24 protein-coding genes are annotated in these 26,121 nt (G+C 63.4%); 13 read left to right on the plus strand and 11 right to left on the minus strand.

Annotation, left to right across the window (positions count from 1 at the left end):
• Positions 1-25 precede the first annotated feature (25 nt).
• The 4 genes from RN01_RS28200 to RN01_RS28215 all read left to right on the plus strand — a co-directional run bounded on the left by RN01_RS28200 (position 26) and on the right by RN01_RS28215 (position 4,030).
• Positions 26-844, plus strand: a complete 819-nt coding sequence (locus RN01_RS28200; RefSeq protein ID WP_017513393.1) for an IclR family transcriptional regulator — start codon at positions 26-28, stop codon at positions 842-844.
• 315 nt (positions 845-1,159) lie between these two features.
• Positions 1,160-2,467: an amidohydrolase family protein gene (locus tag RN01_RS28205; RefSeq protein ID WP_017513392.1), complete on the plus strand. Its 1,308-nt coding sequence runs from the start codon at positions 1,160-1,162 to the stop codon at positions 2,465-2,467.
• A gap of 67 nt (positions 2,468-2,534) precedes the next feature.
• Positions 2,535-3,659 carry an acyl-CoA dehydrogenase family protein gene (locus tag RN01_RS28210; protein ID WP_017513391.1) on the plus strand — a complete coding sequence of 375 codons (1,125 nt, stop codon included), beginning with the start codon at positions 2,535-2,537 and terminating at the stop codon, positions 3,657-3,659.
• Positions 3,660-3,706: 47 nt separating this feature from the next.
• Positions 3,707-4,030: a 2Fe-2S iron-sulfur cluster-binding protein gene (locus RN01_RS28215; protein WP_017513390.1), complete on the plus strand. Its 324-nt coding sequence runs from the start codon at positions 3,707-3,709 to the stop codon at positions 4,028-4,030.
• 68 nt (positions 4,031-4,098) lie between these two features.
• Here the strand turns inward: RN01_RS28215 and RN01_RS28220 are convergent, their stop codons facing one another.
• Positions 4,099-5,373, minus strand: a complete 1,275-nt coding sequence (locus RN01_RS28220) for a cytochrome P450 (protein ID WP_024568993.1) — start codon at positions 5,371-5,373, stop codon at positions 4,099-4,101.
• Between the two features lie 238 nt (positions 5,374-5,611).
• On the opposite strand from RN01_RS28220, the gene RN01_RS28225 reads away from it, so the two are divergent.
• Entirely contained in the window at positions 5,612-7,258 is a 1,647-nt protein-coding gene (locus tag RN01_RS28225) for an NAD(P)/FAD-dependent oxidoreductase (RefSeq protein ID WP_017511315.1), read from the plus strand.
• Between the two features lie 39 nt (positions 7,259-7,297).
• Here the strand turns inward: RN01_RS28225 and RN01_RS28230 are convergent, their stop codons facing one another.
• The 5 genes from RN01_RS28230 to RN01_RS32615 form a co-directional block, all read right to left on the minus strand.
• A complete protein-coding gene (locus RN01_RS28230; protein ID WP_017511314.1) occupies positions 7,298-7,981 on the minus strand; it encodes a TetR/AcrR family transcriptional regulator in 684 nt (227 codons plus the stop codon).
• A 31-nt stretch (positions 7,982-8,012) separates the two neighbouring features.
• Positions 8,013-8,741, minus strand: coding sequence for an SDR family oxidoreductase (locus RN01_RS28235; protein ID WP_017511313.1), 729 nt, complete (start codon positions 8,739-8,741; stop codon positions 8,013-8,015).
• Between the two features lie 77 nt (positions 8,742-8,818).
• Positions 8,819-10,276, minus strand: a complete 1,458-nt coding sequence (locus RN01_RS28240) for an acyl-CoA reductase (protein ID WP_017511312.1) — start codon at positions 10,274-10,276, stop codon at positions 8,819-8,821.
• A 7-nt stretch (positions 10,277-10,283) separates the two neighbouring features.
• Entirely contained in the window at positions 10,284-11,702 is a 1,419-nt protein-coding gene (locus RN01_RS28245; protein WP_017511311.1) for a hypothetical protein, read from the minus strand.
• Positions 11,703-11,813: 111 nt separating this feature from the next.
• Positions 11,814-12,794: a helix-turn-helix transcriptional regulator gene (locus RN01_RS32615; protein WP_017511310.1), complete on the minus strand. Its 981-nt coding sequence runs from the start codon at positions 12,792-12,794 to the stop codon at positions 11,814-11,816.
• A 291-nt stretch (positions 12,795-13,085) separates the two neighbouring features.
• On the opposite strand from RN01_RS32615, the gene RN01_RS28255 reads away from it, so the two are divergent.
• The 3 genes from RN01_RS28255 (at position 13,086) to RN01_RS28265 (ending at position 15,903) form a co-directional block, all read left to right on the plus strand.
• Positions 13,086-14,381 carry a cytochrome P450 gene (locus RN01_RS28255; protein ID WP_051385268.1) on the plus strand — a complete coding sequence of 432 codons (1,296 nt, stop codon included), beginning with the start codon at positions 13,086-13,088 and terminating at the stop codon, positions 14,379-14,381.
• Positions 14,382-14,451: 70 nt separating this feature from the next.
• Complete coding sequence (locus tag RN01_RS28260; RefSeq protein WP_024568996.1) at positions 14,452-15,483, plus strand: hypothetical protein; 1,032 nt, start codon at positions 14,452-14,454, stop codon at positions 15,481-15,483.
• Between the two features lie 72 nt (positions 15,484-15,555).
• A complete protein-coding gene (locus RN01_RS28265) occupies positions 15,556-15,903 on the plus strand; it encodes a hypothetical protein (protein ID WP_017511308.1) in 348 nt (115 codons plus the stop codon).
• 31 nt (positions 15,904-15,934) lie between these two features.
• On the opposite strand, the gene RN01_RS28270 is transcribed toward RN01_RS28265, so the two are convergent.
• The 3 genes from RN01_RS28270 to RN01_RS28280 form a co-directional block, all read right to left on the minus strand.
• Entirely contained in the window at positions 15,935-16,786 is an 852-nt protein-coding gene (locus tag RN01_RS28270) for a fumarylacetoacetate hydrolase family protein (RefSeq protein WP_017511307.1), read from the minus strand.
• On the minus strand, positions 16,783-17,862 hold the full coding sequence (locus tag RN01_RS28275; RefSeq protein ID WP_017511306.1) for an amidohydrolase family protein: 1,080 nt from the start codon (positions 17,860-17,862) through the stop codon (positions 16,783-16,785). The genes RN01_RS28270 and RN01_RS28275 overlap by 4 nt, the downstream gene beginning before the upstream one ends.
• Positions 17,863-18,072: 210 nt before the next feature.
• The gene (locus tag RN01_RS28280) at positions 18,073-18,969 is read right to left on the minus strand and encodes a TetR/AcrR family transcriptional regulator (RefSeq protein WP_017511305.1); all 897 of its coding nucleotides are present in this window, start codon (positions 18,967-18,969) and stop codon (positions 18,073-18,075) included.
• Positions 18,970-19,110: 141 nt separating this feature from the next.
• Between RN01_RS28280 and RN01_RS28285 the strand changes: the two genes are divergently transcribed.
• The 4 genes from RN01_RS28285 (at position 19,111) to RN01_RS28300 (ending at position 23,620) form a co-directional block, all read left to right on the plus strand.
• Positions 19,111-20,742 (plus strand): ATP-dependent acyl-CoA ligase, encoded by a 1,632-nt coding sequence (locus tag RN01_RS28285; protein ID WP_017511304.1) that lies wholly within the window; start codon positions 19,111-19,113, stop codon positions 20,740-20,742.
• A gap of 81 nt (positions 20,743-20,823) precedes the next feature.
• On the plus strand, positions 20,824-22,002 hold the full coding sequence (locus tag RN01_RS28290; protein WP_017511303.1) for a thiolase family protein: 1,179 nt from the start codon (positions 20,824-20,826) through the stop codon (positions 22,000-22,002).
• Between the two features lie 40 nt (positions 22,003-22,042).
• Positions 22,043-22,810: an SDR family NAD(P)-dependent oxidoreductase gene (locus RN01_RS28295; protein ID WP_017511302.1), complete on the plus strand. Its 768-nt coding sequence runs from the start codon at positions 22,043-22,045 to the stop codon at positions 22,808-22,810.
• 45 nt (positions 22,811-22,855) lie between these two features.
• Positions 22,856-23,620, plus strand: coding sequence for a crotonase/enoyl-CoA hydratase family protein (locus RN01_RS28300; RefSeq protein ID WP_017511301.1), 765 nt, complete (start codon positions 22,856-22,858; stop codon positions 23,618-23,620).
• Positions 23,621-23,742: 122 nt separating this feature from the next.
• On the opposite strand, the gene RN01_RS28305 is transcribed toward RN01_RS28300, so the two are convergent.
• Positions 23,743-24,543, minus strand: a complete 801-nt coding sequence (locus RN01_RS28305) for an SDR family NAD(P)-dependent oxidoreductase (protein WP_017511300.1) — start codon at positions 24,541-24,543, stop codon at positions 23,743-23,745.
• A 128-nt stretch (positions 24,544-24,671) separates the two neighbouring features.
• Here RN01_RS28305 and RN01_RS28310 point away from each other — a divergent pair, with 128 nt between their 5' ends.
• Positions 24,672-25,433, plus strand: coding sequence for a DUF2889 domain-containing protein (locus tag RN01_RS28310; protein ID WP_024568997.1), 762 nt, complete (start codon positions 24,672-24,674; stop codon positions 25,431-25,433).
• Positions 25,434-25,534: 101 nt separating this feature from the next.
• Here the strand turns inward: RN01_RS28310 and RN01_RS28315 are convergent, their stop codons facing one another.
• Positions 25,535-26,095 (minus strand): 3-phenylpropionate/cinnamic acid dioxygenase subunit beta, encoded by a 561-nt coding sequence (locus tag RN01_RS28315; protein ID WP_024568998.1) that lies wholly within the window; start codon positions 26,093-26,095, stop codon positions 25,535-25,537.
• Between the last annotated feature and the right edge of the window lie 26 nt (positions 26,096-26,121).

Below are 26,121 nucleotides of genomic sequence, written 5' to 3' on the forward strand. Positions count from 1 at the left end.
GCCATCACCAGATGATTGCGGACTCATGAACCTGAAGACCTCCGTCACCAAAGCACCACGCGCCAATGGCGCCTCTACCGCCATGTCCGCATCTGGCGCCGCCGTCATCGTCAAGCCGGTTTCCAATGCGATTCGGATCCTGCGCCATCTGACCCAGACTGGTGCGCCTGAACGCGCCGCCGATGTGGCACGCCACCTATCCATCAACCCCAGCACCTGCTTCAATATCCTCCGCACCCTGGTTGCCGAGGAAGTAGTGGATTTCAATGCGCTGTCGAAAACGTACTCCGCCGGGCTCGGGCTGACCCGCCTGGTGGAGCATCTGGTAACGCAGGGGCAGCGCCTGCAGTTGGCCACACCGTTGATGCATGAACTTGCTGCCAGGTTCGGCGTTACGGTGACGCTGTGGCGCCGCATCGGCATCGACCGCATGGTGCTCGTCAGCTCCGAATCCAGTCCCACAGACCTGCATATCGGCATGCCCGCCGGCCAGCGGCTGCCGATCCTGATGGGCGCAAGCGGCAGGCTGTTTGCAGGTAGCCTGGGTCTGAGCGACGAGCAGCTGCGCGACGAGTTCGACCAGTTGCGCTGGGCACGCCCACTCTCATTCGAAACCTATATGCGCGAAGTCACCCGTGCCAAGCGCCGCGGCTGGGCCAGCGACGACGGCTACTTCGCCACCGGTGTACTCGCCATCGCCGCGCCAGTCCGCGATCCGTCCACCGGCATCTCTTTCACCGTCTCGACGGTGATGATCCGGGGCGACCGTGACGAAGCGGCCGTCGAGACGCTCGGCAATGCGGTGCGCGACCTGGCGCAGCACCTGGAGACCGTCATCTTCTGACGAGTACAAGCACTGCCACACATCCCCCCGGCGCGCTGAGCACGCTGCGAGCCCCTCCTCTTTCAGAGCCGGTGCACCTCCAGCATCGGCAAATCCCCCCAAGCTTCCGCATGCCACCACTCGTCGTCACACGGCCCGTGGCGGTGCGCTGCCTTGTGCCGGCCTCATCGTTAACCCTCAAGAATCGACACAGGCGCCCCATAAATTACACACATCTGTTGATTGTGTTCACATCTTTCTCTAATATCTCGAACACTATTCGACCTGTGCCGGCATCCGCCGGACAGCCTCACCCATATACCCACGGGGAACCCGATGAAACTGGAAGACCTCATTCTTGTCAGCGTAGACGACCACGCAATCGAGCCGCGCAATGCCTTCACGCGACACATGCCGGCAAAGTACAAGGGCCGCGAGCCCAAGGTCGTGCAAAAGGCGGGCCGTGACGTGTGGGTGTTCGAAGAGCAGGCCACTGGCTATATGGGCCTGAACTCCGTGGTCGGGCGACCCAAGGAGGAGTACGGTATGGAGCCGCTGGGCTATGACCAGATGCGCCGTGGCACCTGGGACATCCAGGCTCGCGTCGACGACATGAACGCCAATGGCGTGCTCGGCTCGCTGTGCTTCCCGACCTTCCCTGGCTTCGCCGGCCAGCGCTTCCAGGGCTACGCCGATCGGGGCGTTTCCCTGGCAGCAATCCAGGCCTACAACGACTGGCACCTGCACGATTGGTGCAACGCCGCCCCCGGCCGCTTCATTCCGCTCATGCTTACACCATGGTGGGACATGCAGGCCGCCGCATCGGAAGTCGAACGGCTGGCCCGCCAGGGCGTGCACGCGCTGGCGCTGTCCGACAATCCCACGCTGCATGGATATCCGTCGATCCACAGCGACTACTGGGATCCGCTGTGGAAGGCCTGCGCCGACAACGACGTGGTGATCTGCTGCCATATCGGCACCGGCGCCAAGGCGGCCCATGCCTCCGATGATTCGCCCATCGACGCGTGGATCACCTCGATGCCGATCTCGATCGCCAACTCGGCCGCCGACTGGATCTGGGCTCCGATGTGGAAGAAGTTCCCAAAGCTGCGCATGGCCTTGTCCGAAGGCGGCATCGGCTGGATTCCCTACCTGCTGGAACGCGCAGACTTCACGCACCGCCACCATCACGCGTGGACCATGTCGAACTTCGGCGGAAAGATGCCCAGCGATGTCTTCAACGAGCACATCATCACCTGCTTTATCGAAGACGAATTCGGCCTGAAGAACCTCGATTCAATCAACGTGGACAAGGTCACTTGGGAGTGCGACTACCCGCACTCGGATTGCACTTGGCCTCTGTCGGCTAATGTCTTCTGGGAACAGTCGCGGCATCTTTCAGACGACGTGATCAACAAGATCACACACCTGAACGCAATGCGTGAGTTCTCGTACGATCCGTTCGCCACTCTCGGCCGCGAGAACTGCACAGTGGGCGCGCTACGTGCCAAGGCCACCCACGTCAGCGTAGAGCCCGCGCTCGGCATGGGCGGCGCGGCACCGGTGCGTGACCCCAGCAAGCCCGTCACCTCCGGTGACATCAATCGAATGTTTGCTGCCGCGGACGCGCAAACCGCGCTGTAAGCCGGCCCAAGTTTGCGGGCGCCGCGGCGCCTGCAACTCGCATCACTTCGATATTCTGGAAATTGACATGCGCACCGTATTCCGGGAAGACCACGAGCATTTTCGCGAGCAGGCCCGGCGCTTTATCGACAAGGAAATTGCGCCGCACCTTGCCGATTGGGAACGTGCAGGTATCGTTCCAAAAGACGTTTGGCGCAAGGCCGGCGATGCAGGCCTGCTCTGCACCACCGTGCCGGAGGCATATGGCGGCTCGGACGGTGACTTCGGTCACTCCGCCGTAATGATCGAGGAACTGGCACGCGTCAATGCCACCGCAGTCGGCTTCACCACCCACTCTGAGATCGTCGCACCCTACATCGTCGCCTACGGCACCGAGGAGCAAAAGCAACGATGGCTGCCGCGCATGGCCAGAGGCGAGCTGATCGGCGTGATCGCAATGAGCGAGCCAGGGATCGGCAGCGACCTGCGCGCAATGCGCACCACTGCGAAGCGCGATGGCGACGGCTATATCGTCAACGGGCAGAAGACGTTTATCACCAATGGTGGCAATGCCGGCCTGATGGTCACCGCCACCAAGTTGGATCCGCAGTCACGCGACTTGACGTTGATTTGCGTCGAGGAAGAGCGCGAAGGCTTCTCCAAGGGCCGGCTGTTGGAGAAAATCGGACTGAAGGGCCAGGACACTTCGGAGCTGTTCTTCGACAACGTGCACGTGCCCGTCGCAAACCGCCTGGGCGAGGAGAACCAGGGCTTCCGCTACCTCACGCACCAACTCGCCTGGGAGCGGACCATTATTGGCATACGCGCCGCAGCCTCGGTCGAGGCGCTTCTTGGCGAGACGATCCGCTACACCCGCGAGCGCGTCGTATTCGGCAAGCCGGTGTTCGAATTCCAGAACACGCGCTTCAAGCTGGCCGAGGTGAAAGCCAACGCTACCATGCTGCGCGCATTCGTCGACGAGTGTCTGGGTAGGGCCATGCGCGGCGAACTGACGGCCGAGACCGGCGCAATGTGCAAGCTGATGGGCTCTGAGCTCCAGGGCAAGCTGCTGGATGAGCTTCTGCAGCTGCACGGCGGCTACGGCTTTATGAGCGAATACATGATCGGCCGCTCATGGGTGGATGCACGCGTATCACGCATCTATGGCGGCACCTCGGAAATCATGAAGGAGATCATCAGCCGCTCGCTGTGATCCTTGTCGCAATCCCCGCTGAATTCCAACAAACAAGGAAACCTACTATGCCCATGTTGTCGTACATTGCCCACGACGGCGCACGGACCGATGTGGAAGTCGCCAGCGGCGTTACTGTCATGCAAACCGCCTTGGAACGTGGCGTCACCGGTATCAACGGCGACTGTGGCGGTGCCTGTCAGTGCTGCACCTGCCATGTCTTCGTCGAGGAGCCGTGGCTGTCGAAGCTACCGCCGCTCGACGACATGGAAGATGCCATGCTTGACAGCACCGCTGAACCGAGGCGGTCCAACAGCAGGTTGTCCTGCATGCTGACCATGACCGCCGAGCTGGACGGCCTGGTGGTTCACCTACCGCCCTCACAGATATGAACCACGCGCATCCCCGTTCCCCGGGGATGCAACGCTCCGCGGGGCTGTATCGCCCCCTCACACCTCTCTCAGCCCCAAATCACAGGCACCGAGTGCGGCCCGCGCAGTTGCGCACCGACAATCTCGGGCGCCGGCTTTGACGGATCCAGCCGCAGGTTGGGTAGCAGGTCCAGGATGGCATTGAGCGCGACCTGCAGCTCGACCTTGGCGATGAACTGGCCGATGCACATGTGCGCGCCAAAGCCAAAGCCGAACGAGGGCTTGGGCCGCCGGTCGATATCGAAGGTCTCGCTGTTCTCGAAGGCTTCCTCGTCTCGGTTCGCCGAAGATACGATGCACTGGACCATCGCCCCCATCGGAATGCGCACCCCGCCGATCTCGACATCCTTTGCGGCCTGGCGGACCTTGAATGTCGCCACAGGCTCGAAGCGCACGGCTTCATCGATGGCCCTAGGCACCAGGCTGCGGTCCGCGCGTACCCTTTCAAGCAGCGCCGGTCGCTCAAGCAACAGCGCCATCAACGAACCGAACGTGCGCGTGGTGGTTTCTCCCGCCGCCGGCAGCAGGGAGCGGACAAAAGTCGTGACCTCATGATCGTCCAGCCCGCGCCCCTCATACTCAGCGCGGATCAAGCGGCTGATCAGGTCTTCGCCCTGCGCACCGGCCTTGCGCACCTGGACCACCTCTACCTTGACTGCGTCATAGAGCGCCTGAGCCGCTTCCATCGCGGCCTTGCGGGCCAGCGCGGCGCGCTCTGCGTCCACCTGCGGCCCCGCCAGGATCGCCAGGGCCCAAGCGGCGTATTGTTCAATCTGCTCGGGCCGGTCGTCGGGGAAGCCCATCAGCGAGTAAATCAGGCGGATAGGGAAATGCAGGCCGAAGTCCATCAGATCAGCCTGCCCGGCGGCGGCCATCGGACCGATGTACTCATTGCGCACGATGGGCTCCATCTTCGATTCGCGCCAGCGGTTGACCACGTCCGGCATGAACACCGGTTGCAGCAGCGCACGTGCCCGCCGGTGCGCTTCCCCATCCATGCCGGTCAGGATGAGGCCATCGAAGAACGCGCCCAGGCCCTCGGCAATAAACCCGCTGGTGAAATTGGCCGCATCGCGCAATACGGTCATTACATCCTGGTACCTGAACAGGGTGAACGTCGGGCGGTTCGGATCGAGTCCCGCAATGGTTGGCACACCGAGCGTTGCCATAAAATCGCTCTCCAGTACCGGCGTGTTCCTCCGCATGTCGCGATACACCGCGTGCAGATCTACATCCGCGCCGCGGTAATTGTTTGCCACGCCAGCAAAGGCGCTTTCAAGGGAAGTCGCTTTCGCGTTTGTCATCACAGTCTCCAGTGGAATTCGAGGTTAGCCGCGCCGGTAGCTGAAGCGGGGATTCATCAGAATCGCCACGGCACGCTGACTCATAGTCAAGCCAACTTTATTGAACATTTTTCTTAATTCTGATCTACTTATCCATTCAAGACAAGACGGGGCGTCCCTGAGGCGCAACCCGGTCGGAGACCCGGATGGCGATCGCGCCAGGCCCGGTTACCGGTGACAACCCAGGATCGAGACAGCCATGACAGCTAGCCAAAATTATGATGTGGTGATTGTCGGAGGCGGCCACAACGGCCTGTCCGCCGCGTGTTATCTGGCTGCGGCCGGCAGGAAGGTGCTGGTACTGGAAGCGCTGGAAAAGGTTGGCGGCATGGCATCTTCGGGCTATCTGCTGCCTGGTGCGCCGGAGCATCTAGTGCATCCCTGCGCGCTGGACATGATGTCGATGCGCGTGCATCCCCGTGTGCCGCTGGAGCTTGAACTGCAACGCCATGGCTTCCGGCAAATTGAACTGTCACCGGGCTATGTGTACCTGCATCCGGACGGTACCTCCCTGGTGTTCTGGCGCGACCCCGAGAAGACTGCCGCCGAGATCCGCCGCTACAGCGAGCGCGACGCCGAGGCGTTCCTTGCTTTCATGAAGGTCGTCAATGCCTTCATCGACATGGCGGTACCAATGATGCGCGTGGACCCCACGGAGTTCAATCTTGGCGCCAAATTCACGGCGTTCCGTGCGGCCCTGCGCAATCGCAGGCTCAAGCCGGAACTGATGGCGCTGCTGACGGGCTCGGCGTACCAGGCCGCTATTGAGCGATTCGAGCATCCCATAACGATTTCCGCAATGTGCTGTCTGACCGGGCTGGCTGGCTCGATCACCAGCGACGGCAGCGGCATCTACTACGCGCTGCTTGGCTTCCTGCATCGTTTCGGCGTGGGCCGCGTGGTTGGTGGCATGCAGAGCCTTTCCAACGCCATGGCATCCCGCCTGAGCGAACTCGGCGGCGACGTCGTGACCTCGGCCAAAGTCAGCGAGATCCTTGCCAGCCGCGGCCGCGTGCGGGGCGTGCGGCTCGCCGATGGCCGGGAGTTCGGCGCGCGCGCAGTGATCGGCAGTTGCCATCCGAAGGTGACGCTTGAGCTGGTCACACCTGGCCAGATCGAGCCGCGCTTGCTCACGCGTATTGCCCACGCGCCGGCCAACGCACACGGCGCGTCGCCGGTGAAGGTCGACATGGCGCTCAGTGGCCAGATCTCACTCAAGCGCTTTGAAGACCAGCGTGGCGACGGCCTCGACCTGCGTAAGACCTGCCTGCTGATTGGCACCGCCGAGGCGGTGCTCGAGAATTTTGCGTCTTCCGCGCGTGGAGAAGTGCCAACGCTGCCCTACCTCACCATCACTGCACCCAGCGCGGTGGATCCATCACAGGCGCCACCGGGACAAGACACCGTGTATCTGTATCCGCCCGCCATGCCGGTAGCGCCACGCGAAGGGTGGGACGCCATACGCGAGCGCGTGACGCAGCAGGTCATCGACCAAGCCAGCGAGTATGTTGACGGCCTGCGGACGCAGGAGATTGCGACCCGCATGGAGGCCGCGCCGGATTTCACGCGCCGTCTGAACACGGTCAACGGCTGCGTGGTGCATATCGACACCACATCCATGCGCTCCAGCACCTTGAGGCCAGCCTATGGCCTGGGCGGCAAGACGCTTCCGGTAGCCGGGCTGTACCTCGGCGGCGCCGGGATCCACCCCGGCGGCGGCGTCAATGGCATGCCCGGGCGGATTGCCGCACAAAGGGTGCAGCGCTTCCTGGCGAAGACGATCACCGACGACCAAGCGGAGATGAATCGCTCTGTGCACGCTCTCACACCCGATCACGCCGCCTGACCGAGGCGCCGGCGGGCCTCGGCGTCAGCACGCAAGCGCTCACTGCGCAGGCCGTGCCAGCACCGGGCGCTCGCCCGACAGCACTGCGGCCAGCACGAACTCGACTGAAAAGCGCCGCCACACGGCGATTCCCTCGGGCGAAGTGCTATCGAAGCCGGACACGGCGGAAACGGTATAGCGATTGGTGAATCCGCCGGTCGTCAGCAACGCAGACGCAGCGTAGAAGAGCCGCGCGTCGGTGCCCGCGCGGAACTCCCCGCTTTGCTCGCCACGGCGCAGGATCCGCTCGACCTGGGCGACCAGCGCGGGCGCCTTGTCAGGAAATCGCCGGCATTCGTCCGTGTTCTGCTCGTGATAACGCAGCCCTTCCTGCGCCAGCAAGCCAAGTGTCGGGTCGGTCCGGTACTGATCGAACGCATATTCCAGGAACGATCGCAACGCAGCAGTGGGCTGCAGATGATCAAGATCCAGCGCGAGCAAGTCGGCTAGTACCCCCTCGGCGGACTCGTCGAGGACACTCGCAAAGAGCTGTTCCTTGCTGCTGAAGTAATGATAGACCAGCTGCTTGGTCACACCGGCCGCGCGCGCGATGTCGTCCACGCGCGCCCCCGCCAGCCCCTTGACCGAGAACGCTTGCCGCGCTTCCTTCAGTAGCCGCGCGATTGTGGCGCGCTTCTTCGACGGCAATGCGGCCGCGCCGGCGCCGGGACTGGTACGATTCATGGTCGGATCAATTGATTGAAACGAGGCCCGTTCAGAAGCCCTGCGTCAGCGGCCGTACGACGATCTCGTTGACGGCAACATGGGCCGGCTGGGAGATTGCATAGATCACCGCATCGGCAATCACGTCGGCCGACATCGCCCCCTCGTACAGCTGCCGGGAGCGCTCCTTGAACGCAGGCACGGTAATGCTCTCGACCAGTTCGCTGGTGACCAGCCCCGGACAGATCGACGTCACCCGGATCTTGCCCACGCACTCCTGCCGCAACCCGTCGCTGATCGCGCGTACGGCGAACTTCGTGCCCGAGTACACCGTGCCGCCGGGGCCGACCGACAGACCGGCCACCGACGAAACGTTAATGACATGCCCATGGCCCTGCGCGAGCATGTCGCCCAGCACGGCATGGATGCCATACAGCACGCCCTTGATGTTGACGTCGATCATGCGGTTCCAGTCTTCGACCAGACCTTGCGCGATCATCGAGACCGGCATGATGCCAGCGTTGTTGACCAGCACGTCGATGCGGCCGAAGCGTTCACGGCCCGACACCGCCAGCGCCTGCAGTTCTTCCACCCTGGTCACGTCTGTGGCGGCCCACAGCACGTTGTCACCCAGCTCCTGCGCGAGCTGGGCGAGCCGGTCGACGCGACGCGCGGCCAGCACCAGCCGGGCGCCCTGCTTGGCGAGTTGACGTGCAACGGCTTCGCCGATGCCACTGCTGGCGCCCGTGATCATGACGACCTTTCCTTCGATTGGATTCATGCTCTCTGTCCTCTTTTGGTTGTTCCTGGCTCCCCGGGGGCTGTGGGACGCATACGGCTGGCGACGTCCCGCGGCCCTCATCCGGCAAGTGATTCGATCAGGCGGGCTTCACCCGTTTCCTCGGTCACCCACTTAACCATGCGCCGGATCGGCTCGATGGCATCTTGGCGGTCCAGGTTGTGCTGCAGCGTCGCGGCAGCGCCCAGCGAAACCAGCCGCTGCGCGCCTTGAAAGGCTAGCTTGTCGCGCATTGCCACCTTCAGTGATTCCGGGAAAATGCCGATGGTCTGCGTATAGGCATTGACCGAGCGGATCGCCATGTCGATGTCGTCGACCGGCACCAGGTTCCCCACCCGGCAGCCAAGCAACTGCGAGAAGCTTACCGGCGTGCCGTCGCGCGATACGATCATCGCGCCCTCGTTGCTCCTGCCGCCGAAGACCGTGTAGTCCTCCTCGACCAGTTTGACGCCATCGATCTCCTCCTTCAGCGCCGGATCGAATGCCTTGTGCGGCGTCGACAATGTGGCGGGCAGCTCCTGGAGCGCCTCGAAGGCTAGCCGGGCAAGCTGCTCGCAGCGTGCCAGCCCGGCTGCGTCGGTGCCGGACTGCACGTAGACCACGCGAGCGCTGACACAGGCTTCCTGGTTCTGCGCGCCGACATCCAGCGCCAGCCTGCGCGCCACACTGACCAGCGTGGCCTCGTCGTCGAAGGCCTCGCGGCCAATGATGGTGCCGCTGAGCTTGGGGTCGAGCGTAATCAGATCCAGCCCTGGCTGCAGGTATCTGGTGATGTGCTTGACCGAGTCAAAGCCGCCCCAGGCAATCAGTTTCTCGACCTTGCGCGGGTCGTAGATCCGCTGCTCCACCTGCTCATCACCGCCCTTCCAGTAAGCGACGCTCAGGTGGCGCGTCAGCGGGTGGTCGGGCGCCATATCGATCATTGTTCGTGCGATCGCCATGGAGGTCAGCGGATCGTTCGAGGGCGCCTTGATGATCGCGTCCGAACGCGTCAGGGCGTTGCGGATCACCGTCAGGACGGCGACCACCGGCGCATTGCCGGCAATCACGTGGACACAGCGAGCGCCGAACGCGCGCGTTCGGGCGGTCACGCCCGGAATCAGGCTGCCCGGCTGCTCGACCCAGCCCTCAAGGTAATCCGCCCCCACCGAACGGGCCACGATGTTGTGGAGCTCCTGGCGCTCGAACAGGCGCGGCGCGCGGCTGTAGTGAAAGCGCAGGATGCTTTCCGACAGGCCGGACGTTGCGCACGACAGCTCGAACGCCTGCTGCAGGTGCTTGTTGTCGGAGAAAACCAGGCGCTGCCCCAGCTCGACCAGGTACTCGACGATCTGGTCGAGGCTGAGTGTGTAGAGGTCCGACATCATCGACGGCGCGCGTAGCGCAAGTTCTGACGCGTACTTGCTGACGTCCGGTGCGGTGAACGATACTCCACCGCGACGGCCGCCGAAGGTGAGTTCGTCGCCTTCGATGATCTTGCCGCGGATGATCAGCGGGACTCCGTAGGGTGTGCTCATGGATGTCTCACTCTGACAGTTCGTTGAGAAAGTCCAGCGCGTGGTCGTGCGCGGCAGGCGCGCCCGCGCAGATCACCTTGTCGTCGCCGCCCTCCTTTTCGCTGTAGCGGCGGATATCGGGCAGCAGGTAGGCACCCGTGCGGCCGCATTTGCATGGCGTCTCGAGACCGTGCATGGTGATCTCATCCCCGGTCACCAGGCCGGCCCAGTACGTGCTGGGCAATAGGTCCAGCGAGGCGAAGCGCCCGGTCAGGCCATCCTTCCGTGGCAGCGGCCGTCCGTTTGAGGGATCGAGCAGGAACGGAATGGTGGTCGGCGGCACGTGGTAGTGCCCTTCCTCGCAGCGCATGCAAAAGCCCATCTGCTCGCTGCACCCGTAGAACTCATAGAAGTTGTTGAAGCCGAGGAACTCCACCAACTGCTCGCGCCAGTTGTCAGGCATGTTCTTGCCCTTCTTGCCACCGCCGGTGTGCAGCACGCTGGCGGGGCCGAACACCTGGCGCGCGCCGTGCGAAAGCCCCACTGCCGCGGTGTCGTACAGAATGGTCCAAACCGCCCCGATATAGACATCCTTGCCGCCAAACCGGCGGATGGCCTCAGCAAAGAACTTGCGCAACTGCTCGGGGCGCTCGCGCTCCACACGCACCAGTTCTTCACGTTTGGCCATCAGCGCCGGCGAGATCTGCAGCGAGCCGAGCTCACCCTGTGCTTCGGCAGCGGCAAGCCGCCCGGAGAGCGACGCCACATCGGCGGAGAAGCGCGAATCGGGATACATGAACAGCGCGTTCTCTTCGCCACCGGCATACATCTCCACTTGGTAGCCGCTGCCCCGGGCCGCGGCGCTCGCCCCTTTTCGGTAGGTTGGAGCGATCAGGGGGCGCCTGTTCTTCATCATGTCGGGGCCGCTGCCCGGGCCGCGCCAGTCGCGAATGCGGCTCGCTGACAGCTCGATGTTCTGCCGCCATTCCCGGTCGGTGCGAGGCAGAAAGGACAGCTTGCCGGTGGTGCCCGAGGTATGGAATACGCGCAGCTCGGTCTGGGCGTCCAACAGGTCCATCCATTCGTCGATCAGCGTGACACCGCTTGCATCGACCTCGCTCAGGTCCTGCGTCGTGAGGCCGTTAAGCCAGCGCGTCAGCTTGTTGAACTGGCTACGCTCCAGATAGGACATCGGGTAAGACTTGTATACGGTATGTGCAAACAGCAGCGGCGCCACGTCGGCAATGCTGGCGATCTCGCCGATACCCTGCTCGGTGGCGAGCCGGTCGAGTACCGGGATCTTCTTGCGCATCTCGGCAAATCGCTTGCGCGCGCCGCTGAGCTGAATGTTTTCGATCTGTTCAGCGGTGAAGTGGAAGGCGTCGTCGTAGCACGCGCCGATCAGCGCCGTGGGTTCTTCCAGAAGGCGGGAATACAGGTCTGACATAGGGTCTCCCAGGTTGAGTTCGCGGACCGCCTCGGGCCGCTGCACCTGTTGGTTGGTGCATGCAGGAATGCTATTGAGACCCGTCGATGAACAGAAGCCGTAGTTGTTGTTCTATCCAGTCAAACTATCGCCAGACGGACTTCGCACACGCACAGCGCTATCTGACGGCCCGACGCGCAGGCCGATGGCGTCGATACGGTACTCGCGCGGCGTGCGGCCAGTGGTCTTGCGGAACGCCGCGCCAAAGGCAGCAGCGCTCTGGAAGCCGCACTCGAACGCCACAGCCTTGATCAGCACGTCGCGGCGCGACAGCAGCGACTTGGCCTGGCGGATGCGCGCGTCGGCAATGAATGCCCCCAGCGTGGTGCCGGTGCTCTGCTTGAACACCCGAGCAAGATGCCGTGGACTGATCCGACACGCCGCGGCCAGTTCGGTGATGCCCGGAGACGGGCCGCTGGCCGCCTCGACCCGCTCGCGAATCAGCCGCAACTGCCAGGGGGCGAGCTTCGCGCCCGCGCCTTTGCGTGCGGTCTGGAAAGACCGGAAGCGACGGGCGACGTGGACCAGCATGGCATGCACCAGCGATTCCGCCAGGCACTCGCTACCAAAACTCGGCTCCAAGGCCTCGCGCGCAAGCAGCAGCATGGTGTCGCGCACTGCCGGCAGGCGCAAATCGCGGCACACGTCCAGTTCGGCCGCGCCCCACTGCCAGTCGCGGAGGCCGTCGAGCCATTCGGCTTCGAACATGCAGCACACCACCCGGCGGCGGATGGGCCCGCAGCGGACATGGAAGGTCTGGCCGGCGGGCACCAGTACGCTGTCGCCCAGCGGAGCGAAATCCATGTAGCCGCCATTCCCGACAAAGGTACCGCGATCCAGTGCGCTGCGCTCGTCCAAGCACTGATCGAGATAGCACATCGAAGGGCGGAACATCGCATCGAGCGGATCCTCCAGCGTCAGGGTCCGCACGCTGACCTCCAGCGCTGGCGCACAGATATGCGCATCGATGGTGAGATGCGGTGCCGGCATGCGCGGCCGGCGGACGAGCCCGCCGTCCGTCACCGTGTAGAGGTCGGAGACGTTCTGATCCATGCGCTGCCTGTCTGGTTGTCGGCTGCGGAGATGCCGGAGCGCTCCCGATGCAATCAGGGCAAGGGAAGAGAATGCCCGGTTGTTGCCGAAAATATTACACACTATCGACGTAACTGTCTAATATCTGCCATGGCAGCTTGCCCTGATGGCACGAGAATGACAGCCAATGGTTTGACACCGCGTCAAACAGGAATGCCGGACTTCCTCGCGCTGCGTCGCTAAGCTGCCCAGTACAGAACACAACACAGCCTGACGCCATCGTGCGCAAGGCAGGACACTGGAAGGAGACCCATGAACGCACCACTGGCAACACAAACCGCTATTCCGGAACTTGATCTCGAGGCCGCTTACCACGCAGTCTCGGACACCTTTCGCGGTCCCGACCTGGACATCCAAGCGCTGTGCCGCGAGATGCGGCAGAAGAACCCCGTGATGGAGGGCGACTTCGTCGCCACCCACCTGGGCGTGCCGACCAACGCCGGCGCCAAGGCAGCAAAGTGCGCGATCACCTTGTTCAAGTACAAGGACGTGATGGCGGTAATGCGCGACGCCACCACCTTCACCAACGGCTTCATTGCGGAGGGCCTTGGCGCTTTCTTCGATGGACTGATCGTGCTGGCGATGGATGGCGACGCGCACCGGAGGGCGCGCAACCTGCTGCAACCCGTGTTCATGCCGGAAACAGTGAACCGATGGCGGCCCGAGATTGACCGCGTGATCCGCCAGGACTTCCTCGAGCCTATGGTGCCGGCGAAGCGCGCCGAACTGATGGACTTCGGCCTTTACTTCCCGATTCGCGAGATGTACGCGCTGATGGGCTTCCCCAGCGACGATCCGGCCAGGTTCAACCAGTACGCCACCTGGGCGCTGGCGATGGTCGCGGGCAACCAGATAGATCCGGAGAAAATCAAGATCTACGGACCGATCGCTGCGGCTGCGGTGAAGAGTCTCTATGACGCTGTAAAGGAAGCGGTCGTTCAGCGCCGCGCAGAAGGTGCGCAAGGCGATGACCTGATCAGCCGCCTGATGCGCGCTGAGTACGAAGGTCACCAGCTTGACGACCATGAGGTCACCACCTTCGTGCGCTCGCTGCTACCTGCGGCCGGCGAGACCACCACGCGCACCTTCAGCTCGGTCATGACGCTGCTGCTCGAGCGACCCACTCTGGTCGAGCGCGTACGAAATGATCGCAGCCTGATCCCGAAGCTGATCGACGAAGCAGTTCGCTACGAGCCGGTGGCCACCTTCAAGGTGCGGCAAGCGTCGCGTGATGTCGAGATCGGCGGCGTCAAAGTGGCCAAGGGCGCGCTAGTGCAGTGCATGGTGATATCCGCCAACCGCGACGAAGAGGCGTTCGAGAACGCCGATGTCTTCGATATCGACCGCAAGCCGAAACCTTCGTTCGGCTTCGGCTTCGGCACCCATATGTGCATTGGCCAGTTTGTCGCCAAGGTGGAACTGCAATGCGCGATCAACGCGATCCTCGATCTCTTTCCAAATATACGCTTGGACCCCGACAAGCCTGCCCCGCAGATTGCCGGCGCCCAACTGCGGGGTGCGAAGTCGGTACCCGTAATTTGGGACTGACCGTCATAGGTGAAGCGGCGCATCGCGCGGCTCCGTCGTCACTATCACGTTGTTTTTACTACCGAACATCATGAAGAACTTCAAGACCGTCCCCGAGCGTGGCGACTTCGCGTACCAAGTGCTGGTCGGCCCCCACAAGGTCAGCGGCCGCGCCATGCACGAGCTGCGCGGCTTCTTCGGCCTCAGGCTGACCAAGGGCATGCCCTTTGGCTGCGTGCGCGATGATGAAGGCGAGATCTACGCCTTCGTGCGTGCCGTCAACGAGCCAGGCAGCACGCCGAATCCGACCCGGTTCATCTACCAGTCCACGCGCGTTGACGGAGAACACCTGCGCATCGACCAGTCGCGCATCAAGGCGCAGGCCATGACACTGTTCCCCAGGCGCTGGCTGGAAGGCGACACGGCCTGCTGGTCCAGCCTGGACGGCGAGCCAGGCAATCCATGGTTGCTGACGGCATCGGGTGAGGGTCTGACATGGAAGGAAGAAGGCCTGTTCGAATTCAGCGGGCGCTTGCTGGGCCAGGGCATGCAGTGGTACCTCCCCGGTGTGAACTGGGGCACGTTCTATGTCTCGCAGGTATACGATATTGCCGGCATCTGCGAGGGGCGCGAGGTCAGGGGTCTGATGGCATTCGACCAAGCTTATATGGCCGAAGGCGGCGCCATCCATTTCAAGAAGGACCTCGTCGTCAACAACAAGATGCATGTAATCTGGTGGACGTTCGCCACGGTCTACAAGGACGGCAGCTGGGATCTGGGCTCTTTCATGGTCGGCCATGACAACCTCGGTTACGCCATTTTTCAGAACGACAAGGGCGAGATCCGCACCACCACCGATATCGAAGGCAGCGTGCGGCACAAGGACGGCAGCTACTTCGTTGAGAGCGCGCGCATCGTGCTAGACGGCCACGAAGAATGGGAATACCTGCCTTGCCCCAAGGGCGAGATGACCGACTTCGTCGGCGGCTTTCCGATCACCGCCCAGCAGGAAGGCCGCTGGCGGCGCGTCGGCGATACCCGCGAGCCCGACCGCTGGGTAGGCTGGGGCGAATCCGACCGCCGCAACGGCACCGCCCGCAATGTGCGCGGCACCGACATCTGACCTGCACAGTCCAATCCCGGCGCGCACACCCGCTGCGGGCCGGCCCTGTCCCGCCTTCCTCGGAGCTTAAGCATGATCGACACCGAACGTATCGAAACCTTCCTGAACCACCAGACCGAACACTGGAACCAGGGCGACAAGCAGGCCTTCCTGGAGGACTACCGGCGCGTTGCGCCGGAAGGTCTTTCGATTGAATATGTTGGCCGCGCGCCGCAAGACGGCTGGTCGGTGCTGGAACAGATGTGGGAGCAGCAGCGTGCGAAGATCCGCGTGGAGCCGGTCGTCAAGATCGTCAATGGCAACGAAGCCGCCTGCCACGTGCGCAATGTCATCGTCGGCACGGGCCGCGCCATCGAAACCATCGAGTTGTTCCGTTTCGAGGCGGGCCGGCTGTACGTCCGCTACTTCATTAAGCCCTGACAGCGGTTCTGGCATCGCCGACGAGCGTCGGCTACGCGGGCTGCTCGGTGGTCACCACGTTGCGCAGCGTGCCGATGCCCTCGACACTGGCTTCCACCACGTCGCCGGGTCTCAGGAAGCGCCCCGTGCCCTGGCCGGTGCCTTCCGGCGAGCCGGTATAGAGCACGTCGCCACAGTCGAACGACGAACGCTCGTCGACAAAGCGCACCAACTCGGCAACATTCCAGGTCATTTCACCGGAGGAGGCATCCTGGCGCGTTTCGCCGTTGACCTTGAGCGTAAGCCGCAGGCTGGGGCTGCCCGCCGGAAACTCATCCCGCGTGACGATCCAGGGGCCCAGTCCCGTGGTACGGTCCTGGCTCTTGGCGCCGAACAGGTCCATGCCAACCCCTGGCGGGCCACTGCGCTGCAGGTCCCGGGCGCTGACGTCATTGCCGACCGTGTAACCCAGTACACTGGAAAGCGGATCGTCGCGGTCGACCCGCTCCGCACCGATCACCGCCACCAGTTCGACCTCGTGGTCCAACTCGGCGGTCAGCGGCGGATAGCGGATCGGATCGCCAGCGCCGATCAACGCGCCGTAGGCCTTGAGGAAGGCGACCGGCTGGCTATGGCTCTTCAGGCCGAAATCGGACTGAAGATGCTTGGCATAGTTGGCACCGGCCACCACCACGCGGTTGGTCTTTTCGATGGGCGGCAGCAAGCGGACGCCATCAAGCGGCCGCGGCGCATCGGCCAGCTTCAGCGCCGCGGCGCCCGCGCCGCGGGTCAGCGCGGGCGCCCACTCGGAAAAGGCGCCGGAGATCGGCGTGACTTCGCTGCGCGACGTATCCACCACTGCCCAGAACGGGGCACCGCCATCGGTGCAGCGGGCGATCTTCATGCGCTCACCAGTTGGCTGGATGGCGAGCCCAGCTTCGCCGGGTCCAGGTGCAGCAGCTTGCAGGCATTCTGCCAGCGGATCTTCTGCAGGTCATCGTCCGAAAGCCGCAAGCCGTCGGTCAGGTCGTGACGCACTGCATCGCTGCCGCCGAAATTGCTACCGTAGACGATACGGTCTGCGCCGATGATATCGACCAGCGCCTGGCGCATCGGAATCTCGTGTAGCTCCACATCGAAGTAGAAGTTCTTCAGGTACTCGAGCACTGGCTTCTTGTTGTGGACGAAATCGAGATTGGTATTGCATTGCGCCAGGCGACCAAGCTGGTAAGGCACGTAACCGCCGCCGTGGGTAATGTAGACCTTGAGGTTGGGGAAGCGGTCGAACACGCCACCGCAGACCAGGTTCCAGAAACAGCGCGTCTCGTCGTACTGCATGCCTACGATGGCGGTGGTCTCGTAGCGGTCGGTGTTGGCTTTGTCGCCCCATGTCACCGACTGGTTATAGCCGTGGATGAACATAGGGAGATCAAGGTCGCAAAGCGCTTCCCAGACCGGGTCCAGCTCAGGCGAGTCGAATTCCAGCCCTCCAAAGTTGGCGCCGCCCGCAACCAGGCCCTTTGCGCCCAGCTCGCCGCATGCGCGACGAAGTTCCTTTGCGGCCTCCTGCGGCACGTTCAGCGGTGCATGGGCCCAATACATCAGGCGATCGGGTGCTGCCGAGCAGTACTCGGCCAGCGTGTCGTTGACCTTGCGCGCGTAAGGCACCGAAAACTCCGGCTCGGTCCAGTACATGTAGCAATGCGACGGCACTGACACCACCTGTGCGTTCTGTCCGGCGGCATCCATGCCCGCGAGACGCACCTTGGGGTCGGCCCAGCGTGCAAAGTACTCGTCGAGCTTCAGCCCCTTGCCCGAGCGCACCGCGGCCTTTCGCTCAGGCGAGCCCAGCGTCAGGATCCAGTCGCCCACGCGCAGCTTGACGTCGCCGTCGGGGTACTGCTCGAAGAACGGCCCCCAGTGGGGGTGTTGGTTGTAGTAACCCGGATGCGGTGCGTGGGCGTGCAGATCGATCAGCATGAATGTCTCCTCTGTGGGGCACCGCGCTTAGTGCGCGGCAGCGGAATCGTCGATCCGAGGCGAACGCGCGCCGGACAGACCGTGTCCGGTCAACGCTCGAACGCGCTCAGATCATCGACATCATGCCAATATTAGTCATTATTTGCAAATGTGTTCAACTTATCGGTGTAGACTCGATGCGAGATGAACGATGGCATCCCACTTTCTTCCCTAGCGGCGGATCCGTGTGACGCCACCGAAACGCAGTGCATCGACCAGCCGCCCGATCCGCCGCGGCATGGCACGTCGCTCTGCATCGGCGCCGACCAAGTGTTCGCTCATCACGAAACGAATGATCAGATCGCAGATCAGTTCGCGATCCAGCTTCACGCCCAGGCGTTCGTCCCAGGCATCGAAGACGGGCGCAAGCAGATCCTGGAAGCGCACCACCGAATCATGAAAGATCCGCTTGAAGAAGCTCAATGCGAACTCCGGCGCAACCTCCAGCATGCGGCGCGAGCTGCCGGCGATCAGGTAGTCGTCGAGGTAGCTGATTAGCTTGTCGAAGCGCGCGTCTGGATCCGTGTAAGGCGCGAGCATCTCGGCCAGCGACCTGTGGAAGCTCTCGCGCTGGTGGCGGGAGAAGGCGTCCAGGAGCTCTTCCTGCGAAGAAAAGTAGCGGTAGAAGGTGCCGCGCGACACGCCGGCGGTATTGCACACGTCAAGGATCGAAATGCGTTCAGTTCCAGTCTGCAGAATCACCGTCTCGGTGGCAACGAAGATGCTCTCGATCGTCTCACCCGAACGCTTGTTACCGCGACGGCGGCGCGGAGCAGCGGATTCGGGCTGCCCTTCGCGCACGCGTGCCGCGGTGGACTTGCCGGTGGAGGTCCGCGGCGTTCCGGAGCTGACGTCAGGCTTCTTCTGTCCTGGCGCCTTGCCATCCTTTGCCCGGCCCTTTTCGGCCTCCTTTCGCGCGGGCTTGGCGGCAGCCTTCGCTACAGGCTTCTTGCCTGCTTTCGCGCGGGCAGGGGCAACCGGCATGGCTGCGGATTCATTGTCATTGGCCGCTGCCGGCCGGCGCTTGACACGCGGTGCTTCGACAAGGTCTTTGGTGCTCAGGGTCATCTACAGGCTCTTTGAGAAAGTGCGATTCAGGTCCGGCCGCGGGAAAACCCGCAGTTCGATCATGTAATACTAATAATAGAATTTCATTCTTGGATGAGAATATTCGGGAAGATCACCCGATCCTTTTGTGGAGACAATGATATGGCAGGGATGGGAAAGGCGGAAACTTGGTCGCTTGGCCAGCAAGACACCGTCATCGCCGCGCTGGATCGCGCCGTGGCTGCGCACCCTGAGCGGGTTCTGCTCGATTTCGCTGGAGAACTGTACACATACGGGCAAGTTGACCAGCTTTCTACCCGCCTGGCGAACTCGCTAGCGTCTCTTGGCATCCAGCCCGGCCAAACCGTTGTCACAATGCTGGACAACAACATCGACGCTGTGATTTCCTGGCTGGCAGTCAACAAGCTGTGCGCGGTCAGCGTGCCCGTGAATACCGCCCTGCGCGGCGAATTCCTGCGGCACCAGGTTGCCGACGCCGGCGCCCCGCTGGTGATCTGCGAAAGCGAATACGTCGACCGCATCGCAGCCGTGGCTGACGGACTTCCTGAGGTACGGCTGGTATTGCAGCGCGGCTCTGTCACAAACGCATCGTGCGGCAAGCTGCCGCTGGCGCCGCTGGACGCGCACCGGGGCGCCGATGACACACCTCCGCCGCGCAAGCCCAATCCCTGGGAACTTGCCAGCCTGATTTACACGTCCGGCACCACGGGCCCGTCCAAGGGCTGCATGATCAGCTACAACTTCATGTGCAACCTGGCCCGTCTGCAGTTGCGCGCGGGTCCGGCCACGGCCGATGACGTAACAATCACGCCGCTGCCACTGTTCCACATGAATGCGCTGGCGGTGGGCATCCTGTCGAACATCTTGGTCGGCGCACGCGTGGCCATCGTGCCACGCTTCTCGGTATCCAATTTCTGGCCCGAGGTGGAGCGCAGCGGCGCAACCATTGCCTCGATCCTCGGTGGCATGGGGGGACTGCTCGCTAACGCCCCGGACCAGGATGCCGCCAAACGCTGCTTCGGGCAGATCCATACCGTACGCGGCAATCCGTTCACCGAGGAAAGCAAGAAAATCTGGCGCGAGCGCTTTGGCGCGAAGCAGGTCGGCGGCAACGGCTACGGCCTGACCGAGGCGTGCGTGATCACTACGCTGCCGGCTGGCGAATATGCAGCGCCGGGCTCGTCCGGCAAGCGGATTCCCGACTTCGACGTGCGCATCGTCGACGATCTCGACCGCGAATTGCCTGCCAACACTCCCGGCGAGATCGTATGCCGACCACTGCGGCCGGACATCATGTTCATGGGCTATTGGCGCCGTCCGGAAGAGACGCTGAAGCTGATGCGCAATATGTGGTTTCATACCGGCGATATCGGCAAGTTCGATGACGAAGGCTATTTCTATTTCGTGGATCGCAAGAAGGACTATCTGCGCCGCCGGGGCGAGAATATCTCCAGCTTCGAGATGGAGAGCGCATTCTCAAATCACCCCGAAATTGCCGAGGTCGCCGTGCACGCAGTTCCGTCTGACAAGGGCGAAGACGACGTCAAGGTCACTGCGATCCTGAATCCAGGCGCCACGCTGACGCCCGAGGCCCTGTTTCACTGGGCGACCGACGCCGTCCCCTACTACGCGCTACCGCGCTACATAGAGTTCCGCGACACGCTACCCAAGAATCCCCAGGGCCGCATCCTAAAGTACCAGTTGCGCGACGAGGGAAAAACAGCGGGTACATGGGATCTGGAAACGACCGGCATTCAGGTCGCCAAGCGCTGAGGAACCGCTGATCAGTGAGGTCGGAGATTGGCCACGCAATTGATCTCGACCCCGTCAGCGTTTCCCTAAAGGAATTTCAACATGCAACAAGCCTACATCGTCGACGCCATCCGCTCCCCCCTGGGGCGCTCCAAGCCCGGCTCCGCCTTCACCGAACTGCACGCCACCGAACTACTGGCGCAGGTACTTGCCGGGCTGGTTCAGCGCAACAATCTCGACCCCGGGCTGGTGGACGACGTCATCACGGGCTGCGTCACCCAGGCAGGTGAACAATCCGCCGGCCCTGGCCGTGTGGCCTGGCTGGCCGCGGGCTTCCCGGAGCACGTGCCGGCCACCACCATCGATCGCAAGTGTGGTTCAAGCCAGCAGGCCGTGCACTTTGCCGCGCAGGGCATCATGGCAGGTGTATATGACGTGGTCATCGCCTGCGGCATCGAATCGATGAGCCGCGTGCCGATGGGCGCGGCCCGCATCGGGCAGAACCCATATGGCGCCTCCATGGAGTCTCGCTACGCGCCGGGCCTCGTGTCGCAAGGCGTGGCCGCGGAGCTGCTCGCGGCGAAGTGGAAGAGCTCGCGAGAGGAGATGGACAGCTACTCGGCACGCTCCCACCAGCGCGCTGCTGCTACTCAGGTAGCGGGCGGCTTCAAACGCGAAATCCTGCCGATTCGCACGCCCAACGGACTGATGGAGCAGGACGAGACCATCCGGGCCAGCACCACGGTCGAGCGCCTCGCGACGCTAGAGTCACCATTCCGCACCGAGGAGCTCAGCGCGCGTTTCCCGCAGATCGGCTGGAACGTGACCGCCGGCAACGCCTCGCAGATCAGCGACGGTGCCGCCGCAATGCTGCTCGTCAGCGAGCGCATGGCAACCCGGCTTGGCCTAACGCCCCGTGCCCGCTTCGTCGGCTTCGACGTGATCGGTGCCAGTCCGGTGGAGATGCTGACCGCCCCCATCCCCGCCACCCAGCGCGTACTGGCCAAGAGCGGCATGGCGCTCGATCAGATCGCTCACTACGAGATCAACGAAGCCTTTGCCAGCGTGCCGCTGGCTTGGCAGAAGTCCATGAAGGCCGACGGAGCTCGCCTGAACCCGCGCGGCGGCGCAATCGCGCTGGGCCATCCTCTCGGCGCTTCCGGCGTGCGCTTGATGACCACCATGCTGCATGCGTTAGAAGACAGCGGTGAGCGCTTCGGCCTTCAGTCGATGTGCGAAGCCGGCGGCATGGCCAACGCCACCATCATCGAGCGCATCTGAACGGCGCCTCCCTGCATATGCAAGAGATAGGAAATACAGCATGAAACTCGACAAGACCATGTCTGCCGTCGTCACCGGCGGCGCTTCGGGTCTCGGCCTCGCCAGCGCACGCCGCCTTGTGGAAAGGGGCGTGAAGGTCGTGATCGCCGACGTGTCCGAAGAGCGCGGTGCTATCGCACTGGATGATCTAGGCGGTCAGGCCACTTTCGTGCAGGCCGATGTGACAGACACTGAACAGATGACGCGCGTCTTCGACGCCGCCGTCGCGCTGGCCCCGCTTCGTGCACTGGTGCATTGCGCCGGCCTTGGGGGACCGGTCCGTGTGGTGGAGAAGGACGGCTCGCCCGGATCGCTAGAGACGTACGAGCGGGTCGTGCGGATCAACCTGATCGGCACTTTCAATGCCCTGCGCCTGGCCAGCGCCCGCATGGCGACCAACGAGCCTGTCGACGGCGAACGCGGCGCCTCTGTGCTGACCGCCTCCGTGGCCGCCTACGAAGGGCAGATCGGCCAGATTCCGTACGCCTCGGCCAAGGCAGGCATCGTCGGCATGACCCTCGTCGCCGCGCGCGACCTGGCGCAGCGCATGATCCGCGTCTGCACGATCGCGCCTGGCCTGTTCGACACGCCACTGCTGGCTCGCCTGCCCGAGCACGTCAAGACCGCGCTCGGCGCTTCGGTGCCACACCCGGCACGACTGGGTGCACCGGACGAGTATGCTTCGACCGCCCTGCACATCCTTGAAAACGCGATGCTGAATGGCGAGACCATTCGCCTGGACGGCGCCATCCGCATGGCCGCGCGCTGAGCGCGTCGGCCCCACCGAACTGATCGAGCGAAAAGGAGACACCCTGTGAACAACACACTCCTGCTGGAAACCCGCGGCAACGTGATGCTGATGACCATCAACCGTCCGCAGGCCCGCAACGCCATGGACTTCGAGACGGCCACCGCCATCGCCGCAGCGCTGGACGAACTGGACGCGCGCGACGACCTGAGCATTGCCGTGCTGACCGGCGCCGGCGGCAACTTCTGCTCCGGCATGGACCTGAAGGGCTTCCTTGCCGGTAAGCGCCCGAGCATTCCGGGGCGCGGCTTCGGCGGCATGACCGAACGCCCGCCGCGCAAAGTGCTGATTGCCGCCGTGGAAGGCTACGCGCTGGCCGGCGGCTTTGAACTGGTGCTGGCCTGCGACATGGTGGTAGCGTCGCGCGAAGCGAAGTTCGGCCTTCCCGAAGTGAAGCGTGGCCTCGCAGCCGCCGCAGGGGGCCTGATCCGCCTGCCGCGCCGCGTGCCATACCACGTGGCCATGGAGTACGCGCTGACGGGTGAGATACTCCCGGCCGAACGCGCCTATGAGCTTGGCCTCGCCAATCGCCTGACCGATGCCGGCGGCGCTCTCGACAGCGCACTACAACTGGCCGCTGCGGTGGGCGCCAATGGTCCGCTCGCCATTGCCGCCAGCAAGCGCGTGGTGGCGGAGTCCGGCGACTGGTCGCGCGAGGAGATGTTCGTGCGCCAGAAGCCGCTGCTCGACCCTGTCTTCGCTTCCGCCGACGCCCGCGAAGGGGCAGCGGCATTTGCCGAGAAGCGCAAGCCGGCCTGGAGCGGGAAATAGGCCACCTGGCCTGCCAAGGACGTTCGCACTTGCAACATCCCTCGCTCTTGAACGCTGCGTCCGGCCGCCCACCGCCACGCGCGGGGAGATCTGCTTCCCGCGCCGGAAACCGGCGCAGCGGTTCAGTATTCGCGTGCCGGCACGTGTGGCGGCCTGGAGTTGTATCCAGGCAAATGTAGCCCGCCGTCGACGTGTAGTGTCTCGCCAGTGATGAAGCGTGACATCTCCGAAGATAGAAACACGACGGCCGGCCCGATATCCTGCTCGGGGTCGCCCGACCGGCCAAGCGGCCTAGCTGCTGCGGAACGCTCGGCAAACCCCGGATTCTCTGCAGCCAGCTTGAAGAAGGTTGCACCCATCGCAGTCGGCGCAATCGCGTTGACCGTGATATTGAAGCGCCCCCATTCCGAAGCGGCACTGCGCGTCAAGCCGACGATGCCGGACTTCGCCGTGTTGTAGTCCGCATGCAGCCAGGCGCCGGTTTCGGTATCAATCGAATAGAAGTTCACAATGCGGCCCCAGCGATGCTCGCGCATATGCGGCATGACGGCGCGCATCGCCCACCACGTGGCCCACAGCGCAGAGGTCAGCGTCAGCTCGAGCATCTCATCGGTCTTCTCTTCTAGCAGCACATTGGGCGTAGGGATGAACGCATTGTTCACCAGGATATCGACGCGGCCGAAGTGGGCCACGGTAGCCTGCACCGCCGCCTCGATCGACGCCTTGCTGGTGACGTCGGTACGCACGAACAGCGCGCGCGCGCCAAGCCCCTGCAATTCCTGCTCGACCTGCTGCCCCGTTTCTTCGTTGATTTCCGCAATCACTACCGCCGCTCCTTCGCGCGCAAAGGCATGCGCCACACCGCGCCCGATACCGCCCCCGGCGCCGGTAATGATGGCCACTCTCTCGTTCAGCAAACCCATTGTGTGCCCCTTGCATTTATTGAACATAATTTCCAATATCGTACACTTTATGGTTTATGATGTCAGCAAATTGAAGGCGCGGATCATGCTGCAGCGCAGCTTCCCGGGCCAATTGCCAGAGGCGCCCCATGTTCAGACGTCGCATCATCGTCAGCAGCAAACCCGGCACCACCCAACCGCTGGTGCGTGCTGCGCTGGAAGACGACTTCCATCACTTCCACGTCGAAGTTCATGCCGCGGACGGACATGTCGCACGCATCGCCGGGTGGGCGCTGCGCCAACCCTACACGTCGTGCGGCGCCGCTGCAGCCCGGCTCGATGAGCTAATTGGCATGCCGCTATCCAGGGTGGCGCATGAGGTCACACGAGTGGCGGATGGCAGCGAACAGTGCACACACCTGTTCGAGTTGGCCGGACTAGCCATCGCCGCAGCGGCATGCGGCACGGCTCGCCGCCAGTACGACGTGGAGGTGCCTATGCGGGTGGCCGGGCGCACCCAGCCCCGGCTCGCTCGTGACGGCGTAAATGTACTCGCCTGGACTGTGCAGGACACCGTCATCGCGGCTCCCGCTCCGTATGCTGGCATCGACCTGAACCTGGGTATGGCGCGCTGGGCTCTGAGCACCTTGCCGGCGGAAGAGGCCGAAGCGGCGCTGGTGCTACGCCGCTGTACCGGCATTTCGCGCGGACGCGGCAAGCCGCTCGACGCCCAAGTCCATGCCAGTCCCAGCGGACGGTGCTACTCGCAGCAGCCGGTGCGTGCGATGAAGGCGCTGCGCGTAGTGGGTTCGACATGGGATTTCGCCACCACGCCAGAGGCGCTGTGTGCCGATGACCTAGAGTGGCTTGCTTTCTCTGCGCCTGGGGACGGCGGACCAACGGGGGGGTGAGAGGTCGGCAGCAGGAGGCGCGAATCCGGTACGGCATCTGGGAACAAAAAACGCCCCGCGAGGGGCGTTCGGCAATCTGAACAGAGATAGTCGGCTGCGCGCTAAAGGAAGATTGCCAGATTCGGCGTCCCCAACACGGACTGGTCCAGCAGTATCTCGCGGCGCGCAAGCTTGAACGATTCGCCGCTCTGTCGCAGTACATCGTGCCGTGCGCCGCTGATCAGGTCGAAGTCGTCAAAGTTGAAGCGGCTGCGCGTGATCAGCAAGTTGCTGCGTACCAGGAACTCGCCCGGATTTTCGCCTGCGAGCACCAGCACGTTGGACACCAGCCGGCGCGTGCGCGAAGGCGGGTCTTCGGCCCAGGCGCTCTTGGTCTCGGTCAGGCGCATTATACGACCCATGATCGAGCGGTAGTCATCGTGGTAGTGCTGCATGGTGCGGATCACGCTGGCTGCCTGCTGGGCAAACGGCCGCGTCTGCCGCACCGGCGCTGCATAGATCAGGTCTTCGGCAAGCGTCGCAGCCCAGTCCTTGAGCCTGATCTCGTCTAGCATGCAGGCTTCCTCATAGAGAAACTCTACCACCGAGTTGTAGACCGCCGAGCCGACCGGCACGCGGGTGGACCGGAGCGCCGGCGCGGTTTCCTCTTTCACTTCACTCATGACATTGTCTCCTTGTTCTTGGCAAT

This window comes from Cupriavidus sp. SHE, from assembly GCF_000812445.1.
GTDB lineage: Bacteria > Pseudomonadota > Gammaproteobacteria > Burkholderiales > Burkholderiaceae > Cupriavidus > Cupriavidus metallidurans.

Bases quoted from the DNA above. Each gene is read 5' to 3' on its own strand.
- RN01_RS28260 (WP_024568996.1), top strand. From the start codon at position 14,452: ATGAAGAACTTCAAGACCGTCCCCGAGCGTGGCGACTTCGCGTACCAA.
- RN01_RS28215 (WP_017513390.1), top strand. From the start codon at position 3,707: ATGCCCATGTTGTCGTACATTGCCCACGACGGCGCACGGACCGATGTG.
- RN01_RS28280 (WP_017511305.1), bottom strand. From the start codon at position 18,969: ATGACCCTGAGCACCAAAGACCTTGTCGAAGCACCGCGTGTCAAGCGC.
- RN01_RS28255 (WP_051385268.1), top strand. From the start codon at position 13,086: ATGAACGCACCACTGGCAACACAAACCGCTATTCCGGAACTTGATCTC.
- RN01_RS28225 (WP_017511315.1), top strand. From the start codon at position 5,612: ATGACAGCTAGCCAAAATTATGATGTGGTGATTGTCGGAGGCGGCCAC.
- RN01_RS28245 (WP_017511311.1), bottom strand. From the start codon at position 11,702: ATGTCAGACCTGTATTCCCGCCTTCTGGAAGAACCCACGGCGCTGATC.
- RN01_RS28240 (WP_017511312.1), bottom strand. From the start codon at position 10,276: ATGAGCACACCCTACGGAGTCCCGCTGATCATCCGCGGCAAGATCATC.
- RN01_RS28235 (WP_017511313.1), bottom strand. From the start codon at position 8,741: ATGAATCCAATCGAAGGAAAGGTCGTCATGATCACGGGCGCCAGCAGT.
- RN01_RS28210 (WP_017513391.1), top strand. From the start codon at position 2,535: ATGCGCACCGTATTCCGGGAAGACCACGAGCATTTTCGCGAGCAGGCC.
- RN01_RS28305 (WP_017511300.1), bottom strand. From the start codon at position 24,543: ATGGGTTTGCTGAACGAGAGAGTGGCCATCATTACCGGCGCCGGGGGC.
- RN01_RS28310 (WP_024568997.1), top strand. From the start codon at position 24,672: ATGTTCAGACGTCGCATCATCGTCAGCAGCAAACCCGGCACCACCCAA.
- RN01_RS28285 (WP_017511304.1), top strand. From the start codon at position 19,111: ATGGCAGGGATGGGAAAGGCGGAAACTTGGTCGCTTGGCCAGCAAGAC.
- RN01_RS28200 (WP_017513393.1), top strand. From the start codon at position 26: ATGAACCTGAAGACCTCCGTCACCAAAGCACCACGCGCCAATGGCGCC.
- RN01_RS28290 (WP_017511303.1), top strand. From the start codon at position 20,824: ATGCAACAAGCCTACATCGTCGACGCCATCCGCTCCCCCCTGGGGCGC.
- RN01_RS28270 (WP_017511307.1), bottom strand. From the start codon at position 16,786: ATGAAGATCGCCCGCTGCACCGATGGCGGTGCCCCGTTCTGGGCAGTG.
- RN01_RS32615 (WP_017511310.1), bottom strand. From the start codon at position 12,794: ATGGATCAGAACGTCTCCGACCTCTACACGGTGACGGACGGCGGGCTC.
- RN01_RS28275 (WP_017511306.1), bottom strand. From the start codon at position 17,862: ATGCTGATCGATCTGCACGCCCACGCACCGCATCCGGGTTACTACAAC.
- RN01_RS28295 (WP_017511302.1), top strand. From the start codon at position 22,043: ATGAAACTCGACAAGACCATGTCTGCCGTCGTCACCGGCGGCGCTTCG.
- RN01_RS28265 (WP_017511308.1), top strand. From the start codon at position 15,556: ATGATCGACACCGAACGTATCGAAACCTTCCTGAACCACCAGACCGAA.
- RN01_RS28205 (WP_017513392.1), top strand. From the start codon at position 1,160: ATGAAACTGGAAGACCTCATTCTTGTCAGCGTAGACGACCACGCAATC.
- RN01_RS28315 (WP_024568998.1), bottom strand. From the start codon at position 26,095: ATGAGTGAAGTGAAAGAGGAAACCGCGCCGGCGCTCCGGTCCACCCGC.
- RN01_RS28220 (WP_024568993.1), bottom strand. From the start codon at position 5,373: ATGACAAACGCGAAAGCGACTTCCCTTGAAAGCGCCTTTGCTGGCGTG.
- RN01_RS28230 (WP_017511314.1), bottom strand. From the start codon at position 7,981: ATGAATCGTACCAGTCCCGGCGCCGGCGCGGCCGCATTGCCGTCGAAG.